At 41.7% G+C, this 21,321-nt stretch carries 7 protein-coding genes; 5 read left to right on the top strand and 2 right to left on the bottom strand.

The window, feature by feature from the left end; translation table 11 throughout:
• The first annotated feature begins 64 nt into the window (after positions 1–64).
• The 3 genes from BET01_RS10225 to BET01_RS10215 all read left to right on the top strand — a co-directional run bounded on the left by BET01_RS10225 (position 65) and on the right by BET01_RS10215 (position 16,094).
• Positions 65–14,140: an MSCRAMM family protein gene (locus BET01_RS10225; protein WP_120196700.1), complete on the top strand. Its 14,076-nt coding sequence runs from the start codon at positions 65–67 to the stop codon at positions 14,138–14,140.
• Between the two features lie 103 nt (positions 14,141–14,243).
• On the top strand, positions 14,244–15,071 hold the full coding sequence (gene srtB / locus BET01_RS10220; RefSeq protein WP_120196699.1) for a class B sortase: 828 nt from the start codon (positions 14,244–14,246) through the stop codon (positions 15,069–15,071).
• A 42-nt stretch (positions 15,072–15,113) separates the two neighbouring features.
• A complete protein-coding gene (locus BET01_RS10215; RefSeq protein WP_207667597.1) occupies positions 15,114–16,094 on the top strand; it encodes a Gfo/Idh/MocA family protein in 981 nt (326 codons plus the stop codon).
• A gap of 430 nt (positions 16,095–16,524) precedes the next feature.
• On the opposite strand, the gene BET01_RS10210 is transcribed toward BET01_RS10215, so the two are convergent.
• A complete protein-coding gene (locus tag BET01_RS10210) occupies positions 16,525–17,061 on the bottom strand; it encodes a glucan-binding protein (protein WP_120196698.1) in 537 nt (178 codons plus the stop codon).
• Positions 17,062–17,284: 223 nt separating this feature from the next.
• Here BET01_RS10210 and clpB point away from each other — a divergent pair, with 223 nt between their 5' ends.
• Positions 17,285–19,873: an ATP-dependent chaperone ClpB gene (gene clpB, locus BET01_RS10205; protein ID WP_120196697.1), complete on the top strand. Its 2,589-nt coding sequence runs from the start codon at positions 17,285–17,287 to the stop codon at positions 19,871–19,873.
• A 61-nt stretch (positions 19,874–19,934) separates the two neighbouring features.
• Here the strand turns inward: clpB and BET01_RS10200 are convergent, their stop codons facing one another.
• The gene (locus tag BET01_RS10200; RefSeq protein ID WP_120196696.1) at positions 19,935–20,939 is read right to left on the bottom strand and encodes an asparaginase; all 1,005 of its coding nucleotides are present in this window, start codon (positions 20,937–20,939) and stop codon (positions 19,935–19,937) included.
• Positions 20,940–21,067: 128 nt separating this feature from the next.
• On the opposite strand from BET01_RS10200, the gene BET01_RS10195 reads away from it, so the two are divergent.
• Positions 21,068–21,247, top strand: a complete 180-nt coding sequence (locus BET01_RS10195) for a DUF4250 domain-containing protein (RefSeq protein WP_120196695.1) — start codon at positions 21,068–21,070, stop codon at positions 21,245–21,247.
• The last annotated feature ends 74 nt before the right edge of the window (positions 21,248–21,321 follow it).

The following is a 21,321-nucleotide window of genomic DNA, read 5'->3' as shown; positions in this document are numbered from 1 at the left end:
AAAAGACTATCGGTTAATTCATAATCGGTAGTCTTTTTTTATTGCAAATTAGAGGATGAAAAGAATGAAAAAACTGTTACAAAAGATTGATATTAAGAGAAAAACAGCCGGATTTATGGCTTTAATTATAACCACGATGTCCTTCTTACCATACATACCTGGAAACATGGTTTCCTTTGCAGACTATGCACAGGTGATTGAAGCAGTGTCCTTACCTTCTTGGGATTCATCCAGATATGGTGATGATATAAGTATCAATGGTTATCAGCCTACAGGATTAATGTATGAAAATAAGGTGTTTCACTTAGGGGCACCAGTAAAAGATGGAAATTTTCCGGCGGGGGCGAAGCAATATCTTGTTGAAAATAAACAGCACAGCAACGGAACTTATAAGGAGTTTGATAAAACCTTTATCTACTGCGTAGAAGGTCATACAGAAAATGAAATGATTCACCTTGGTAGCCAAGCTTTTTTAGAGAAAGTATGGGCACCAGAAGATCCACCCCAGGCATTTCCCAAAGGAGATAATGCAAACAATCCGGTTCTTAAGAATTTTAACTTTCTTATGATTGTTTATGCGACTCATATGGGAAGAAATGATAGCATTGAAGCCTGTAATGATGCCAATGCAGGGACAGCAAAATATATTGTTGCATCCATTGTTAACTGGATGGCTGCAGATTATTGTAAGTTTACTGGCGATTTTAAGACTGACCTGGACTTATTTCGTGATGATGCAAATTATAAATCAGTCATTCAACAGATGAATCCCAATGCCGTAGGGGATAGATCTGTATATCGGCAGTTATCCAGTACTCAGATACCGGAAAGTTATAAAGCTAAAGGCTGTAATAACTGGGCAGAATGGATGTTTGGAAATATATGGGATGCAGCCAATCTTACACAATATTTTAAAACTGATTCAGAAGAAACGGTCTACTTTGCCAAGATGGATCATTCTACAGATGCATATACCATTACAATTCCTTATCCCAATGAAGCGATAAAAGCTTTTTATCAAGGTTTTTCAGCCAAGGATCTGTATGGTGATTGGACATACAGCGGTCCTACAGATGCTGGTCTTGTGTTTACTTCACCGTCAGGTGAGGTTCCAGAAGATGGGAAAGGGATTGGTATCCTTTACTGGGCTAACCCTACGCAGGTGGGGGCAGAGTTAGCCAAAGACCTTGGATCAGCCCAGCTTGCAACCTTTAAATTTTATACTCAAATCCCAGGTGATAATAAGTACGTTTTTGATCGTTCTCAAACTTACTTTGCAGCCAAGCTTGACAAAGATTTAGAGGTTCACGTTCGTATTGGATCAGGTAAAGGCGGACAAGTAAAACGATACAAACATACGGAAGGGTTCGGAGCCAGTTATAACGTGTCCCTGTCTACCTTTGATTCAGAAACCGGAAAGCCTATGGCTGGTTCCCAGTTTGATATCTTAGAGAAATTTGATGATTCTCAGCTTGATGATACAGACCTGGACCTTGATGATTCGGGGAGCTATTCTTCCAACCTCGGCTCTTTATCTGGGGCTTCCTGGGAAGAGGATGCGGGAGGGGATGAAGAGCGGATCTCTAACAATTACAGCGGAGATACCGGATTAAATGATTCAGATTCAAACCGTTATAACCAGGGGAATTCATCCGGCTCTCAGTTTGAGCGATGGAGTGATCCGGAAAAAGATCCTTGTCCAGCAGATAAGCATATTACAGGTGAAAACGGAGAACTTCACTACGTGGATTCCCAAGGAAAGATAGTGAATAAAAAAGCCCACTCTGATAATAAAAATTATACCTATGAAAAAGGGTATTGTTCTGGCCATCCAGCTCCGGTCATTGAGTACGAAGAAGTACCAGAACCAGAGTATGACGAAGAGACAGATGAACAGACCAATGCCGATGAGATTGAAGCCGTGGAACAACGGAACCAGGCCCTTCATGATACCAAATGGGACGAGTGGCTGGCAGGAGTGCAGGAGTGTGAGCGCCTGGTAGAAAAAGGCGGTTTCTTTCATGCCATTGATACAAGCGGCGCACCACAAAAGGAAGCATTAGAACAGGACCGGGATCAGTTTTATAAGGACTTCATTTCCTTAGATTATGAGTACTCGGCCAAGGAAACCACACCGGCTCCAGGTTATGCCCTTCATGGCAGCCACCCCGATGATATCCCGGTGGAATGGAGAACCGTTTCCTCCAGTGAGTATAAGAATTATAGTTCCTCTGGTTTTCGCTCTGGAAGCATGGAGGAAGGATCAGATTTGGAATCAGAATCCAATTCTTTTGATACTTCCTTCATTCAGCAAAATGATTTCACCTCCAGACAAGATTTACTAATGGGCTTTGGTGCCGTAGAACAAGTAGATCTGGTTGACGAAAAGGAGTTCATTGTATCTCACCATGAAGAAGAGACGGAAATTGATACAGAGGTAGAAACCTCTTCAGATAATGAAACAATGGAACAAACGGAAGCAGAAACACAGCTAGAAACCGAAACTGAGAGTCAAACGGAAACAGAAGCGGAAGAAACAAAAGAAGCAATATCAGAATCAACGGAAGCTACAACGGAAGCAGAAACAGAAATTAGAGCAGAAGCAGAAACGAAAGCAGATGTACCGGAGGAAACAACGGTACAATGGGTAGAAGAGACTCAGGAGTCCCAAGTGGAAACGCTGGCAGAGACGATACCGGAAACACTTCCTGTGGAACTTCCCCAACCAGTCAAGAAAAAAAAGGCCACTTTATCCCAAGCAGATGCTATTAACGGTGGAATCTCCTTCACTGGCTTTTTTGAATACATCAAGGCGAACATTACATCAAGCCTTCGAATGGTAGTGGATAAAACAAACTCTCTATTTAAACTTACCGGTAAGAAAAAGGGTTCTGGAGGAAGCTCCTCGTTATCTTCACTTCCAGAATCCACGGAGACCAGCCGGATCTCTCCACCAGATTCTTCTATCGTTGACTGGACTTTTATCGTTTACGATCAACGGGTGGAGGGCGATATCCATATCAATAAAAAAGACATGGATCTAAAGAATGGGGAAACTGGTAACTACAACGCTTACGGAGATACTCAGGGAGATGGCAGCATGGAGGGAGCCGTTTATGGGCTGTTTGCAGCCACGGATATTTCCCATCCTGACGGACATTCCGGAGTTGTCTTTCAAAAGGATAACTTAGTTTCCGTAGCAACGACAGACCGGAACGGAGATGCCAGTTTTTTAACCATTACCCAGACCCCTGGCTATACCTTTAACTATCAAACGGGAGTCATTGAAAAATCACAAGGTGGGTTTGCAGATCATGCCCCCACAAATCTCTATACCTCTATGGGAAAAGCTATTAATAAAGAAGCAGATATGGAGCGGTTTGAAGGCCATACCTCCCGTGGAAGCAATATTTCCATGACAGATAGCCGAAATGAGACTTCTTCCGGATATCAAAAGCTTTCTTCCAACCAGGGACGGGACGGGACCGGAGAAGGAAGTCATTTCTACCCCATTGAAAACAATGAGGCTCTAAATGGAAATGCCTGGATTGGCCGGCCACTTTTAGTCGGTGCAGACGGAACCCAGTATTACATTAAAGAACTAGCCCGCTCGGAGGGGTATGAACTTTCCGTTTATGGAAAGGATGCATCTCTCACAAACCGGGAAGCTTTTGAAGCTGGAGGAAATCCATCGGCAGTGGGAACGGTTACGGCAGGAAGCCTAGAGGTGGACCGCTTAAAGAAAAGCAATTCTTTTACCATAAAAAGCAGTGGTACCACCAATGGATATCAGATCTATGCCCAGGGAATCCCGGCAGGAGCTTCCTTTTATGAAACAAGAAGCCAGATTGTAGAAGATCCAAAGGGAAGCCATACGGAGTATGTATCAAGAGAAGAAACTGCCCTGGCAGAAGAAGCAGGAGCCAAGGTCATTATAAACGGCCAAAGCGTGGCTGCAAAGGCAGGGGATACCATTTCTCTACCAAATGGAGAGAGCGTTGTGGTAAGCCAGGTATCCGATCCGGAATATGATTACACTGCAGTTCGTCCGGACAATGCTTTGCGCTATACCATTCCTACCTTTGAAGATAAGAAAAACACAGAAGACTTAATGGATGATGCCAATGCAGCATTAAAGAAAGCTTCCTTTAAGGAACCAGATGAGGGAGCGCCCTGGATGTTAGTCCCTGTGGAGGGGGAAACCTTTGAGGAACAGGCGAAAAGCCTATATGAAGGCATGGAGGAAGCTGGACTTTCCGTTTTTAATTGCTTACGCATTCAGGAAATCACCGATGGAAATGCAGTGATCCGTTATTCCTACCGGGTAGGCACTTCGATCTCTTCCGGTATTTACGATGAAGCCAGAAAAATAGTCTTTGTCAAACAACCAATTATTTACAAGATCAAGGGAGCTGAAATTTCTGGATATGTATATCTTTCCTACACCGTTGATCAGCTAGAGGATTATAAGGAAAATAGTAACGGCTTTCTTACCTTTGCTAAGGTAAAAGCCGGAGAACTTTCAAAGAAACAGGCTATTTTCCCAGAAGATCTAAACACAATCACGTTGCAGAAAAGCCCGGAGCGCACTTACTGGACCTACAACCAAGGAGAACCGATCCGAAACAATGACGGAAGTATTAAAAAGGTCATGGTAGAGGGAGAGATCCAAGTAGCACCGGGCTATGAATTAAAGGACGTAGACACACCTGTAACTGCCATATATGACGGAACGGGATATACCATAGAAGCATCTGGAAGTGATGAGACCGAAACAAAAGAGTACCGGATCAAATATAATACAGAGCTGGTAGAAGGGACCTATATAACCTCAGAGGAATATGCAGCGTACTATGTTAACATTTCTGTCACGTCAAAGATGGCCAGTGCTGGAAGCTACATTGAATCAGTGACGCTTCGCTATGACCGGACCCGGATTGATTCTGACGGCGGGACCAGACAAGCCCCCGTTTCCTTACAAGGACGGGCCATTATGCAGAAGGTAAAGATAACAAAGGATATATCAGTTCAAGCGGATGGAACCTATGAAGATAATACTTATGCAAACGCTGGAGGAACGGATAAGTATACCAAAGAGGGCGGTGGAACAGAAAACAACGCAGCATATAAGAAGAACTTCCGGTTTAAAGCCTATTTAAAATCCAACTTAGAACGGCTTTACTGGACAGAGGATGGAAGCATTCTCTGGCAAGATCGGAATGGAAATACCGTGGATATTAAGTCTTATCGGGATTCATTCCCAGAAATAGCACAAAAGCTATACACCAACGTAGACCATGAGACCGATCCGCTTAAAAAGGACTCTAACAAGGCAGCAATCGCCAATCCTGAACTTTTTAGTTACACAAATAATTATATCAATGCAGATCAAAATCCAGGATATACAGCTATTTTAGAAAAAGGCTTGCAGAAGGTTAAGGATGAAGCAGGAAACGACCGGGAAATCAGCGGTTACAATTATGAGAAGTTTTTTGAAGGAATAAAAGTAGCCAATGAAGATAAATGGGACCGGACAGACAATGGCAGCACGTCATTCAAACCATTTGCCTGGATCAAACAACTCCTATTCGGAACAGAAGGAGGAGAGAAGGAATACCCGGCCATTCATAACAATTTGAACATGAGAAATAACATCAATACATCAGGAGACGCAGAAAGCAACTCCCAGCGTTCGGATCATGTTCGCCAGTTTGCTATTACCTGGTACTTAGACGATGAAGTGGCAAAGCTGGTAAAAAAGAATCCGGCCGGAGAAACAGAGGGAGCTCCAGGATCGGAGAAATATCCGGATGAGATTTATGATAAGGCTCTGTCCGAAGCCATTAAGAAAGCAGAGAACTATTTAAAACCGTTCTTCAGCTATGACCTTGATGAAATCTATTCCATTCACTGGGACAGTGAAGTAGAGGGAGGAAAAGATAAGGATACGACAACCCTAAGCGCTGACCAGGAAGATGGAGAGGCAAAGTATTGTTATGGCGTATCAGAATATCTCCCCTACGGAACCTACGTGGCAGTAGAACAGCAGCCCTTTAACAAGGAGTTAGGGGATCTTTTCAACAAGCATTATAAGACAGATGTTCCAAAGGAGATTGAGCTTCCAGCCGTATACGAAGGTGGGAAATCCGGATCAGACAAAACACCGGAGGAGCTGGCCAACTATTATCGTTACAGTGTGGCAGATACCGCTTCTCAGCTTTCTTCCAAATACCACATCCGTTTCAATGAGGAATGGCCGGGAGAGAATGGAGAGGATAAGCGTAAATATGTGATCCGGTCACACAGCCGGTTAGGAGATTATGAGATTTATCCTTATGGGTTGGACCTTCAGGCAATTTCTGGCTCTGCTCCTGGAGATCCATCCGGGAAAGGGCATTTTACCATCACCCAGGAAAAAAATGATCCAGGAAAGGATTACTATAACACCATGATTCACCCCAAAGAAGCCGGAGGTAGCCCTAGCAGCCATTACCTGGCAGACGATGGAAACACTGGAAAGACAACGCCAAACGGTTCCACTTATGAGACCAATGGCGTAGAGAAAATCTATCGTTATGGCTCTATTTCAGAGGACAAACAAATCTATGACCAGGTTGCCTTTCCATCAAATGGTGGAGTGGCCTATCGGGATCACGTAACGGCCATGGAGGGAATGCAGACCGCCTATGATGGCAAGTATGCTTCCATGTTAGTCCCCTGGTCTGTGACAGAACCAGCGAATGAGCAGACGGATACCAATCAGAATCAGAATGGTGCCTCCAGCTATAAAGGGTATGGATACCGGAAGTTTACAAACACCTTTTATAAGAGCCGGTTAAGAGTCGAAAAGCTAGATCCAGAAACTGGAGAAAACATCTTGCATGATGGGGCTATTTTTGCCCTGTATGCCGCTTCCAGAGAAGACGGAGAAACCATGGATGGTCTGGTAAAGTTCTATGAAACAGATACCAAAATCAAAGGCTCTAAGGAGTTTTTAGAAGCCATGGGAGCGGAAAAAATTAGTAAAGTTGATAATCTACAAGGGGAAGCGGATCAGGTTCTATGGACAGGAATCGTCCCGGCAGGGACTCCTATCTGTGAGGAAGCAAAGCAAGTGATTCTTTCCGATCAGGAAGGACGAAGAACCGGACAGTTTGTAGCATTTACCACCATAAGGGACGGTCTTCAGGCCAAGGAAGAGGATAACACAAGAACAGGGAATCAGGATCAAAACACCGGATATCTTGTTACACCAGAGCCACTCGGAGCAGGAACCTATGTCTTATGTGAAGTCAAGCCTCCGGCTGGTTATGTGAGAACAAAGCCAGTAGCCATTGAGATCTATTCCGATCAGACCACCTATTACCTAGCTGGTAACCGTAATGAGAGAGTGGCCGCAGCCATTTATGAGAATAAAGATTTAAAGGAAGATACCGCAAGGGTCTATGTTGGAAATACGCCAATCCGCTTAGAAGTATCTAAAATTAAAGATTCTGCGCAAACCGTCACCTACCAAACAGAAACCAGAGTGGAAGGAACAGAGCTGGAATTAAAGCAGAGATATGGAACGGAGAATTTAGAATTTGGCTATAAAAACGGAACGTACTTAGGATATGGCTGGTTCAAAGGAACCTTAGAAGCACTTCTTGCTAGAAAAGAAGCAGGAGAAGATGTGGAGCCAGTTTACTTCAATGGCGTGTTTGCCGGATATGGCCTGGTCTCAAGACCATTGGACACCGCTGACGATAAAAACCGTTACGCAGCCGGAGCAAAGATGGCGCTTTACGATGCCATTGAGATCAAAGAAAACGGAGACAGTGGCGATTACGGATATGACGGCGTGGAAGTGATGAGGGACCGGAACAATAACGTTCAGTCCATGAGAGTGAAAAAAGGATACGCTGGAGATACGGTAGAATTTATTAACAAACAGGATCAGGAAGGAAGCTTGTCCGGAGGAACCGGGGAAGGTACCTGGACGTATCAGACCATTGACCGGGAGGATACTGACATTCTCTTTTATTCTCTGGCAGATCTTACGGTTACAGAGACTAGACCCAATGGAGCAGTCTACGGCTATGACAGAAACAGCAATAAGGTATCTGTAAAAAACCGGGAATCCATCTTTGTGTTAAAGGCCGGGAAGCCAGTCTTTGAACTGACCGAAGGAGATTTAAGTAAAGTTCTCTATACAAAGGCAGATAAGCGCCTGACACTTCCTTCCGGTACAATGCTTTATCACATAGATGAAGAAGGAAACCGGGATGCATTTGTTAATCCTACCACCGGTATGGCCTTTACCCGGAGTATCGGGGCAGACTCTGCCAAAGAGGGAGACAAGCTTCTTGTATGGCCGATAAAGCTATCAAAGAATAAGACCGGGGCCATCATAGCCAGGGAAAAGATTAAAACCTTCCGGATTGCTACGGTGAATGCAGACACAGACCAGGAGTATACCACTGGAACGTACCAGGGGAAAACCTTTCAAAAGAGCATGAATCCCGTATTAAATGGTCATGGCCTACCAGAGTATTATCAGAAGTCCAACGAAACCTATAAAAAGGGAGATCCTATCTATGATATTGATGGGGATTACGTGCGCTATAAATACGATGATCACTTAGATGCATTCAATAAGGTAGCTTATCGGATCAATAATAAATCAGAAAGAGACTCCATAGGTGCGGAGGAAAATATCACAGACGATCCAAAGCTATACCATCGTCAGGGCGAAGCCTGGGTAATGGAAAACACCTGGTTTACTGGAGAAAAATATCCGAACAATCCGTTCCAATCGGATATGACAGTGGGACAAGCGGACATGTTAAAACGTGTTATCCCAGGGAAGTATATTATGGAAGAGCTAAAGGCCCCTTCTGGTTATCAAAAAGGGCTTCCCCAAGGAATCACGGTGAAGGAAAGCAAAGAGGTACAGACAGCCAGTTTGGAAGATTCAAAGATCAAGGTAGAAATCACAAAGACGGATGCCGCCAGCCAGTACCGAATTCCGGTCATACCCGATGGTGCGGGGGATGCTGTCAGTGACTATCATCAAGGGACAGACCCCCAGGGGAACCTTGTACCCGTTGAAGCGGGGCACGCAGTGGTGACAGAGCCAAAAGGTGCTTACAGTTACAAACAGATTACTGGGGCGCATCTGTTGCTTTACAAGGCCAAGAGGGTCTTCACTACGGACAGCAACGCCTATCCAAAAGGTTATTACCTAGTAAAAGCGGAAGACAAACCGGCAGAATGGACCACAGAGAATACGGCAGACAACGCTCCGGTACGAATCGTAGCCGACTGGATCTCAGATGGAAAGGCCAAGTACTTGGAAGGTATTCCGGCTGGAGATTACATTTTGGAAGAGAGCGAAGCAGCAGGCGGATATGTAAGAACATCAAAAGAGGTTACTGTAAAGCCCGCCGGTGATGTTCAAACCATTGATCTGACCAATGATCACACAAAGTTGGAAATCTATAAATACTACATAGACAGTAAGGGAGATAAATCTCTACTACCAAATGATCACCCTGCAGGGCTGGCTCTTTACGAAGCTAAGACAGATCAAGACGGAACCATTTTGATGGAAGGAGGAAAACCACAGTACGATCCAACAAAAAAAGTAGGGGACTGGACTACGGACAATCTGAGCGATTACACAGATCTGACACAAAAGAGCACAAAATTTGCAGACCGCATAAAAGGCTTCCTGGGCTTTACAGACAACAAATCCAGTTTCCTCACCGATTTTGAAGCCTCATACAGGGAAAAGGGAGAAGGTCTTACCTATCTTACCTGGTACACCAGAAACGGAAAACGGAGCGCAGAACGGGCAAGTAGCATATTAACCGGAAAGGGAGAAAACACGACTCAAACTTGGACTACCGATAACGGGGCGACAATCCGAATTACCAGCTATCGTAATGTGACAAATGGTGCCTTAGATTCTGACGGAAAACTGCCTTTGATCTTTGAATACCAGTTCAACTATAAGGAACATAACGCAATAAAATCCTATGATACCTTAGAGGGAATGCACCGTTTCGATTATCTGCCTCTAAACGCAGAAAAGGATGGAAAGAAAATTGGAGCCTATGTCCTGGTGGAAGAAAAAGTCCCAGACGGATTCGAACCAGCTGATCCAAAAGCAATTACCCTAACAGAAACAGGAGCCGTACAGCGATTTAGCTTACAGAATGTAGAGAAATTTATCAATGTTTTGAAGGTGGTAACAGATGGAACCAATCAGTATGCAGCGGAAGGAGCAGAACTTGCCTTATACATAGCTTCGGAGGATGGAAGCTTGCTAAAAGATCAAGTGCACCTTATAGAGACCTGGTTTTCCGGATCTGACGGACGTTATACCAAAGAGGATCAATTCAACAACAAGATCATCGAAGGATTTCAAGTGGGAGATCTAAAACCTCACCAGATCAGCAAGATAGCATACGGAACCTATTACATCGTAGAAATCACTCCACCAGCTTATATGCAAAAAGCAGATCCTCTGAAAATAGAAGTAGAGACAGAAAAAAATCCAGTTTACAAAATAACAAATATTCCAACCGTTGGAGCGTTGGAAATTAATAAAAAAGCTTCTGACACCACGGAGGGCTTAGAAAATGCCCGATTTAAAGTAACAAACACCAATACAGGAGCTTTCTGGCACATGGCGACCGACAAAGAAGGAAGTGCAGTTTTAAAAGATCTCCCTGTAGGAATTGTGCTGGCAAACGGAACTATAAAACCCTATACCTATACAATAGAAGAAGTATCCCCACCTGACCTATACCAAATCAAAGGAGGAATTAGAACATTTCAATTTGATAAAACCCAAAGCGAGAAGATAGTAATTGATACCCAAAGCGTAATTAACGACCCAACAAATATCATCATAAAAAAGACCAATTTTAATACAGGCCTAGCATTAGAAGGTGCTGAAATAGCAGTTTATAAAGCTACCGTAGTTGATGGTACATATCAAAAAGTGGGAGAACCGATTGAAATGACCATATCCGGTCAAAATGGATTCACTCTATCTAAAAAACTGTCTGCGGGTCAAGTTTACATCCTTGAGGAAACAAAAGCACCAACTGGATATACAACATCAAACCCAATAATCTTCACCATGAACAAGTCTGGGACAGGAATCCAAAATATTTCAAATGATTTTAATGTTATCAAATTGGCACAAAGCAATGGATCCATCCAAGCACTTACAATAACTGGCCGGGTACCCGTAAAAGTTTATACCGCATTAAAGGACCTTGATAGTGGAACAGAATTACCAAGTATAATAGGAACAAGCGGCAATCAAACTTTATCAGAGAAAAACGGGATTGAAGATGGTCATTTATATGAGATTACAGAGTATACCAAATATTCTGATGGAAGAACGTTGAAGACAAATAAGGAAACGAAACGGATTTATTTAAATGAGAGCAGAAACTATAACCTTCCAACCAGAACGTATTTACAAACCAAACAGGAGCTGACAGATTTTAATGGAAACATTCTTTCAAGCTGGATCATAAATGAAAATAACTATGATCATACCATTTATAATCCATTAATAAAAGAGATTCCAATCGCCCAGGTTACTAGTGACATTGGAGCAAATCATAGTGCAGTTAAAAATGGAAATGTTATTAGATACAGCATTTCTTACGAGAACTCCTACAACCAACCGACTGACATTTCCATAAAGGCAGTGCTCGGTGATAATTTGGAATACCTGCGTTCTAGCAAACATGGAAGTGAATTAAACAACATCATCACCTGGAACATATCAGAAGTTCCACCTCATGAAAAGGGAACTGTTGATCTGGTAGTGGTGGTAGATGGAGAGGAAGGAAAACAGGCAACGGTACATTTTAATACAACTGCCAAAGAAATAAAAAATCAAACTACCCTTACCAACGTGATTGCTCCCCCTGGATCAATTACATTAGTGAACAAATTGACTGGAATGGGTAAGAACCAGGCAGATGAATTCACCTATCATATAAAGCTAATTGATCCGTCACAGGTATTATTAAGTGGGTATCAGGCTTATAGTGGATCTGTCAAAGGGCGTATAAAAGGAGAAGGAAGTATTACTCTTAAAGGCAATGAGTATTTGACTCTACCAGGACTACCTTATGGCACTCAGTATGAAATTACTCAAGAACCCGCATCTGGATACGACATTGTACCTGATATAAATGGTCAACCCCAGAATAATATTATAAAAGGACAAGTAACAAAAGATCTTCAAAGTGCAGTATTTAAGAATAATAGGGATGACAACACCATTCGCGATATTTTGAAGACCGGAGAAAACTATAGTCTGAAAGAGACAACGGTATATAGTGATGGAAGTAGAATCACAAGCGGTATCTACCGATTTGCAATCAACAATCTTGGTATGATTGACAATCTGGATGTGGAAGATCGTCCGGTTAATCTAAACTTCCTAAAGGTAGACAGAGATACTGGAGGATTAATTACTGGTGGACACTACAGTCTTATTGATGCAATAAATGACAGTGTAATATACGAATTTACCAGGAAGGAATTAAAAGCAATAAGTATTCCGTTTCACCTAATTAACCCTGGCAATCAATATATTGTACGTGAGGACATTTCTCCTGAAGGTTATGCCTATGAGAACGATATTATTTTTACCGCAGATACAACTGGTATTTCAGAGACCATAATAATGGAAGATAAAAAAACGGAGGTGTATATTCAGAAAATAGATGAAGAAACGGGTGAGATATTACCCGGTGGATGCTTTTCCATTCGTGAAAAGGGCACTGGAAATCTTATAAAATCATTTACATCAGAAGGAAAGCCGTACTTGCTAAAAGGGGTCCTTATTGCAGGAAAAACATATCAACTGATAGAAGATGAACCTCCCGCTGGATATTCCTACAGTCAAAGTAAAGAGTTTACTGTTCCAAAGAAAGCAGAAAACCTAGTAGTTACAATGAAAGATAAGCAAACTAAAGTTTACATAAAGAAAATAGCAGATAAATTAATTGAAAGTACACCATCAGAAGCAGAGATTTTGCTACCAGGCAACGTTCTTCAAATACTAAATGAAGACAAGTCACCCACAAAAGCCATTAAAGATTCCAGTGGTTTAAAAAAAGGTGAAGATCTGATTTTCTCAACCACAAAGGATATAAAAGAGATAAAAGGTCAATTAATGCCTGGAAAACGCTACTTGCTCCATGAAGTATCTCCGGCAAAAGGATATTCCTTTGGAGAAGATGTTTCGTTTCTAGTAAGCTTGGACGGAAGTCCTGATGAGGTTATTATGACGAACTATGAAACCCACGTCGTGTTATCTAAGAAATCTGTATCAGACAATCAAGAACTCCCCGGAAATCTCATGAGTGTGAGAGATAAGAACGGCATAATTGTAGAAAAATGGATCTCTACAGAGGCGCCTCACCATATAATTGGAAAGCTGGCAGCAGGAGAGCCCTATTACTTCTGCGAAGAAAAGCCTCAAAAAGGATATTCCTATGCAAAACCAGTATTATTTACGGTAGAAAGAAACAACGAAGTCACAATGGCAGAGATGTCAAATGACACGACAAAAGTAAACATTCGTAAGGTTGATTCAAAGGGAAAATTGCTGGAAGGTGCTATATTAAGAATTATAAACAAGAAAGGAGAAATCATTGTCCCAGATTTTACTTCTGGATCGGAAGAATTTAAAATAGAAGGGCTGTTGGAAGCTGGAGAGACATACATACTAAAAGAAATAAAACCACCAGATGGATACCAATTTTCTGAGACTGTAGAAATTATTGTTCCAAAAGAAGTTAAAATAATAGATGTATATATGACTGACCTAAAGAATCCAGGAACAGATGACGGACATCCAGTGCCGGTGCCACCCACTCAACCACAGACAGTACCTCCTGACGAAACGGTAAAGGTTGGAAAAATCACTGCGTCCTATCACAAATCACCTTTCAATCCCTCTTGGCTGGATATGATATACGGGAAGACGGGAAAGAGAAGAGGAGAGAAAACCGGAGATGATTCCTCCTTAGCATTCTGGACAATAGGAATGTTAATTAGTTTAACAGGGGCAGCGATAACATTAAAAAAGGGAAAACAAAAAAGACGTAAGAAGTAAGACAACCTCTAGATTTTATTAAAATAATGCTATGTTCCCTTTTGGGAGCATAGCTCCTTCAAAGCACTTGAAAATAAATATAGTGATAGAAAAAAACTAGGAAATGAGGAGGACTATTTCAATATTTCACTCTATGAATCAAAAGCATATAAAACGCAGTAGAAAGCCCTTGCCTCCATCTTTGCACTTTGTAAAGTCAATAAATCTGTTCAAAGTCTGCATGTTTACGCTGTGGCTTACTATGTTTTTGGTATTTGCCATGAAACTGATTTTGCGTGTAAATACATATAAAGACGCCAGAAAAGAATACACAAATTTAGAAAAAAGCATTTGGAATAATCAGTCCAATATGCTCAGCCCTAAGGTTAATACCAAAACAACAGAAGAGTCCCTGAAAGAGATTAATCCGGATTATTTATTATGGATCTCCATTCCAGGAACGTCGGTTAATTATCCAGTGGTAAAAAGCCGATATCCTGGCTACTATTTAAGCCATACTTTTTTTTGCACTGAAAACCCCAGTGGCAGCCTTTTTATACAGGAAGATGCCACTCAACTTGGAGATGGTAATTTAGTGATATTCGGTCATAATATGAAAGACGGAACTATGTTTGCAGATCTAAAGCAATATAAGAGCCAGGAATTTTATAAGGACCATCGTAATGTTCATATTTATAATAAGGGACGGTGGTATCAGGCTGAGATTTATTCGGTTCAGATCACAGACGAAAATGACCTGAATAGTTATGAGACAGGATTTGGCAGCCAGAAAGAAAAAGAAAATTTTATACTTAATATGAAAGAAAAATCCATCTATTCGACTTCTTGCATGCCGCCCCCCATCGATACACTAATCACCTTATCTACTTGCCATGGGTCAGCAGAGAGAATGATTGTACAGGCCGCCTTAATATGCTATACTGAAAATTAACGATACTTGGTAATAACCACAAAATCAAGGAGGTCAATAACCATGGAAACAATAAAAATAGGAATTATAGGAGCAGGAGGAATTGCATCAATTTTAGCAGATACGATGGTGAAAATGCCTGATGTTGAACTTATTGGCATCGCTTCCAGAAGTATTGAAAAAGCACAGGAGTTTGCAGCGCGATTTTCTATTAAAAAGGCTTATGGAACTTATGAGGAAATGGTAAAAGATCCGGAAATTGAACTTATCTATATTGCAACTCCCCATTCGGAACATTGCAAAAATGCAAAGTTATGTTTGGAAAATGGAAAGCATGTGCTTTGTGAAAAGTCTTTTGCTGCTAATTATATGCAAGCAAAAGAAATGATCACTTTGGCAGAAGAAAAAAATCTTTTAATTACTGAAGCTATGTGGATACGTTATATGCCTATGGTTGAAACCATTAAAAAAGTATTAAGTAGTGGTGTGATTGGAGAGCCAATGACCCTTACAGCAAATCTCTGCTATCTGATTTCCAAAAAGCCTAGACTAATAGAGCCTGAGCTTGCGGGAGGTGCTCTTCTTGATGTTGGTGTGTATACTCTTAATTTTGCTTCTCTTATTTTTGGCGATGAGGTTACAGATATTCAATCTAGCGTGATAAAAACGGAAACTGGTGTTGACGCACAAAACAGTATTACTCTTTGCTATCCAGGTGGTAAGATGGCTGTGCTAAATAGCTCCTTACGGGTTCTCTCAGACCGTCAGGGAATTATATATGGAACAAAAGGATTTATGGTGATTGAAAATATCAATAACTTTGAAACAATAAAAGTTTACGACGTGGACCGAAAGTTGATTGAGTCATATGAAAAGCCAGAGCAGATTTCAGGATATGAATATCAGATCACAGCCAGTGCACAGGCTATCAAAAATGGCTGGACTGAATGTCCGCAGATGCCTCATAAGGCAACCCTTGACATAATGAAGATCATGGATGAACTGAGAAAGCAATGGGGAATCCAATATCCATTTGAATCATAGATTTTATATTTCTGAGATAAAAGAATGAAATAAAAGGCGCAGATAAAAGACCCAAATATAAAGCGCAGATAAAAGACGCAGATATAAAGCGCAGATAAAAGACGCAGATATAAGGCGCAGATAAAAGACGCAGTATAAAGCGCAGATAAAAGACGCAGATATAAAGCGCAGATAAAAGACGCAGATATAAAGCGCAGATAAAAAGTGCAGATAAAGGTCGCAGATAAAGAATTCAGATAATAGGCACAGGTAAACGAATGAGATAAGCTCTATAATAAAAAGCCAAGAAAAAAGCTGCTGAAATAATTTTTATAACAGATATTGCAAAAAACATCTACATGCAATTTCTTTTATAAATTCTTATTTCAGCAGCCTCTTTTATGTCAATCTTTAAACCATCTCACCCCAAGTAATCTTATAACCCCACATATCACCGTACTTCATTCATTCGGCCTTTTTCATCAACATAAGAGCCATCTATCATACGATTCGTAGCCATAAGTCCGAGTACGCCGTCCTGGTTTTGGTTAAAATAATACCAGGATCCACTCACTCGATGCCAGCCAGTTGACAGTATGCCATATTCATTGGTATAAAACGAGCCATTATAATCTGGATCATGAACCCAACCGATTGCCATGGCCCCTTCTTGTTTCCCTTTTTCAGTGTTGAAAAAGTACCAATGGTTGTTTAAACATTTCCAACCGGTGACCATATATCCGTTGTCCATAAAATAATAGGAATTGCCCTGGTATTCCACCCATGCCCCAGCAGGGGAAGAAAGGTTCCACTGATTGACAAAACGCCAGCCGACTTCATCTTCTACCCAATTACCCGAAATATAAACGGATTCATCTTTTGTATGAGCAAAACTTAAGCTGTGTTGTGAACCAGTAAAGAGAAATAAAAACAGGGCGGTCATTGCCACGAAGGAGCGCATAAGAATCTGGCGTTGTAGTAATTTCATAAGGACAGCAACCTCCTAACTTTTGTAATAAACGTATCTTTGTCTACGATTATAATGGAAGAAAGTATAAAATACAATGCAGAAAAGGGAACCGTAAGATTTTTGACGGAAATCCTTTTGAATTTAAGAGAAAATATCTTGACACTTAATAAATGGTTTGTTATATTACATATAGAACAAAGAAACAACGCTTCTAAAAGCCGGATAAAAGGAGGAAGCTAATATGAATATCAATAAATTCACACAAAAATCCATGGAGGCCGTACAGAGCTGTGAAAAGCTCGCTTACGAATACGGGAACCAGCAAATCGAGCAGGAGCATTTACTGTATAGTCTTCTGACCATTGAAGATAGCCTGATATTAAAGCTCATCACGAAAATGAACATACAAAAAGAGCAGTTTTTAAATGAAACGATTCAGGCCATTCAGAAGCTGCCTAAAGTAAGTGGGGGCCAGCTCTACATCAGCAATGATCTAAATAAGGTGTTGATCAGTGCAGAGGATGAGGCAAAGGGAATGGGAGATGAATACGTTTCTGTGGAACACTTATTCCTCGCCATTTTAAAACAGCCCTCAAAAGCATTAAAAGAACTGTTAAAAACCTATGGAATCACAAAAGAGAACTTTTTACAGGCGCTTTCCACAGTCAGAGGGAATCAAAGGGTAGTAAATGATAATCCAGAAGCAACCTATGACACCTTAACGAAATATGGCTATGACATGGTAGAATGTGCCAGGGAGCAGAAGCTGGACCCAGTCATTGGAAGAGACAGTGAGATTCGTAACGTGGTCCGCATTTTATCTAGAAAAACCAAGAATAACCCGGTTTTAATTGGTGAGCCCGGAGTCGGCAAGACTGCCGTGGTAGAAGGGCTTGCCCAGAGAATTGTCCGAGGTGACGTACCCGGAGGACTAAAAGATAAGATGCTGTTTGCCCTGGATATGGGAGCCTTGCTTGCAGGTGCCAAATACAGGGGAGAATTTGAGGAGCGTCTAAAAGCAGTTCTTGACGAAGTGAAAAAAAGCGATGGGCAAGTCATCCTATTCATTGATGAGCTCCATACCATAGTGGGAGCCGGAAAAACAGAAGGCTCTATGGATGCAGGCAATATGCTAAAGCCAATGTTGGCAAGAGGAGAACTTCACTGTATCGGCGCAACCACCCTTGATGAATACCGACAGTATATTGAAAAAGATCCTGCCCTAGAGCGACGGTTCCAACCAGTTATGGTAGATGAACCAACAGTAGAGGATACTATCTCTATCTTAAGGGGGTTAAAAGAACGGTATGAAGTCTATCATGGAGTGAAAATCACAGACTCAGCACTGGTATCGGCAGCAATCCTTTCTGATCGTTATATCACCGAAAGGTTTTTGCCAGATAAAGCCATTGACCTTGTTGACGAAGCCTGCGCTATGATAAAGACAGAGCTTGATTCCATGCCAGCGGAGCTTGATCAGCTTTCCAGAAGAATCATGCAGATGGAAATTGAAGAAGCTGCTCTCAAAAGAGAAACCGATCATTTAAGCCAGGAACGTTTATCAGAGCTTCAGAAAGAACTTGCTGAACTACATGATGAATTTGCATCACAAAAAGCCCAGTGGGAGAATGAAAAAGCTTCTGTGGACCGCCTGTCTTCTTTGAGGGAAGAGATCGAGAATTTAAACCGTGAGATTCAAGACGCTCAGCAAAAATATGATCTAAATCGGGCGGCAGAGCTTCAGTACGGGAAGCTGCCACAGCTTCAAAAGGCATTGGAAGAGGAAGAAGAACGAGTTAAAAATCAGGATCTCAGTCTGGTCCATGAAAATGTGACGGAAGAAGAGATTTCAAAAATTGTCTCCAAGTGGACCGGAATCCCAGTATCCAGGCTTACGGAAAGTGAGAGAAATAAGACCCTTCATCTAGATGAAGAGCTCCATAAGCGGGTCATTGGCCAGGAAGAGGCGGTTATAAAAGTGACTGAGGCCATCATCCGATCTAAAGCTGGAATCAAAGACCCAACGAAACCCATTGGTTCGTTCCTATTTTTAGGACCTACCGGCGTGGGTAAGACAGAACTTGCAAAAGCATTGGCGGAGAATTTATTTGACGATGAGAATAACATTGTCAGGATCGATATGAGTGAATATATGGAAAAGCACTCTGTATCCCGTTTAATTGGAGCACCTCCTGGATATGTAGGTTATGACGAAGGAGGCCAGCTAACGGAAGCAGTTCGAAGAAAACCGTATTCCGTGGTGTTGTTCGACGAGGTAGAAAAGGCTCACCCAGATGTATTCAATGTGTTGTTGCAGGTTCTTGACGATGGACGAATTACCGATTCCTCAGGCAAGACGGTTAACTTTAAAAATACCATTATCATCATGACTTCAAACATCGGTTCCCAGTACCTACTTTCAGGAATCGATGAAGGCGGAGAGATTATGGAGAATGCAAAGGTTATGGTCATGAATGGCTTAAGAGACCATTTCCGCCCTGAATTTTTAAACCGTCTGGATGAGATTATTCTGTTTAAGCCGTTAAACAAAGAAAACATTGGTGGAATCATTGATCTTCTCATGACAGAACTAAACAAACGACTGCAGGATCGTGATTTCAAGATAGAACTCACGGAATCTGCAAAAGAAATTGTGGTAGACCAGGGATATGATCCTGCGTACGGAGCACGTCCATTAAAACGGTACCTGCAAAAGCATGTGGAAACCCTGGCAGCAAGGATTATATTAAGCGATGAAATCCGAGCAGGCAGCCGAATCGTAGTAGATGCTTCTAAGGACAGCACCGGGCTGACCGCCTATCTGGATTAAGGCATACTACCCCTATATAGGACAATGAAATTAAAAAGTCCTGTATGGGGGTAGTTTCATGTTATGCTTTCCACAAAATATCTCTGTTCACCGTGTGATAAAACATCTCCCGAATCGTTTCTTGATCCTGAGTATGTCCTAGAATCCACATAAGCTTTGTGACGGTAGCTTCCAGAGTCATATCATAAGCTTCTAAAAGTCCAAATTCTTTTTTTATGGAATGCCCCACTTCATAAACGGACATATTGCTTCCCTCATTGGTCACCTGAGTGGTCATGACTACGGTCTTTCCAAGAGAAATCCATTTTTCAATGGCATTGTAAAAGTCTCCGGAATCATAAGAAGGAAGACCACCGACTCCAAAAGATTCAATGATGACCGCATCATAATGTTCCGCCATATAATCAAGCGCATTGGCCCCCATAGAAGGGATCAGCTTCATAAGAGCCACATTAGGATTTAGATCCTGATAAATTTGTAGTTCCCCAGAGTATGTTTTCTTGTCATCAAGGTAAAATATAACATGTCCATCCTGAATGGTCGCAATGTAAGGAAAGTTTATGCTGGAAAAGGCATTATAGCTTTTTGTCCGAACCTTCTTTCCCCGGGTTCCAGCAATGGCCTTGCCATCAAATACGATCGTCACCCCATGAGCTCTGTCATCGCTTGCAAAGCAAAGACTGTCAAAAAGATTGGTGCGGGCATCTGTATTTTCCATATCAATTGGTTTTTGAGCTCCGGTAATCACTATGGGTTTTTGTGAATTTTGAATGAGGTAAGACAAGGCAGCCGCTGTATAAGCCATGGTATCTGTGCCGTGACAGATGACGAAGCCGTCATAATCATCATAGTGGCTTTCAATTGCCTTCGCTATAATAAGCCAGTGCTTAGGCTGCATATTGGTGCTATCGATATTTAAGATTTGAATGCTGTCTGCCTGACAAAAATGTTTTGCGTCCGGGACGTATGAGAGAAGTTCGGTGGAAGTTAAGAGGGGTTTTAATCCGGAATCGCCCCGCTTACAGGCGATGGTTCCACCTGTTCCCAGCATTAGTATTTTTTTCATTGAGTATACCTCCTGAAAGATTCTGAACCTGATTGTAGCACTTCTTTTTCCATTCGTACAGGTCATTTGTTGAAAATCAAGGATAACTATGCTAAAATTAAATATAATTAAAAGGCAGGAGAAAATTTATGACTCATATACCAAAGGACCCAGTTATTTTATTAAGCTATATGAATACACAATTAAGAGACTTTTATCCTTCACTGGAAGATTGCTGTCAAAGTCTTGGCATACTGGAAACGGATATTATCCATACATTAAAAGCCATTGATTATCATTATAATAAAGAGAAAAATCAATTTATATAAGCTAGGACATTCCCTAAAAGGGATAGGCTGGGGGTCGTCGCTAATGCGGTGGCCCTTTTTGGAAAAAAACAATA

It is taken from the genome of Lacrimispora algidixylanolytica (assembly GCF_003609635.1).
Lineage (GTDB): Bacteria > Bacillota > Clostridia > Lachnospirales > Lachnospiraceae > Lacrimispora > Lacrimispora algidixylanolytica.
The sequence above is the reverse complement of the archived record's forward strand: the minus strand, read 5'-3'. Positions and strand labels throughout refer to the sequence as shown.

Coding starts and splice junctions, on each gene's coding strand:
- BET01_RS10225 (WP_120196700.1), top strand. CDS start 65: ATGAAAAAACTGTTACAAAAGATTGATATTAAGAGAAAAACAGCCGGA.
- srtB (WP_120196699.1), top strand. CDS start 14,244: ATGAGGAGGACTATTTCAATATTTCACTCTATGAATCAAAAGCATATA.
- BET01_RS10215 (WP_207667597.1), top strand. CDS start 15,114: ATGGAAACAATAAAAATAGGAATTATAGGAGCAGGAGGAATTGCATCA.
- BET01_RS10210 (WP_120196698.1), bottom strand. CDS start 17,061: ATGAAATTACTACAACGCCAGATTCTTATGCGCTCCTTCGTGGCAATG.
- clpB (WP_120196697.1), top strand. CDS start 17,285: ATGAATATCAATAAATTCACACAAAAATCCATGGAGGCCGTACAGAGC.
- BET01_RS10200 (WP_120196696.1), bottom strand. CDS start 20,939: ATGAAAAAAATACTAATGCTGGGAACAGGTGGAACCATCGCCTGTAAG.
- BET01_RS10195 (WP_120196695.1), top strand. CDS start 21,068: ATGACTCATATACCAAAGGACCCAGTTATTTTATTAAGCTATATGAAT.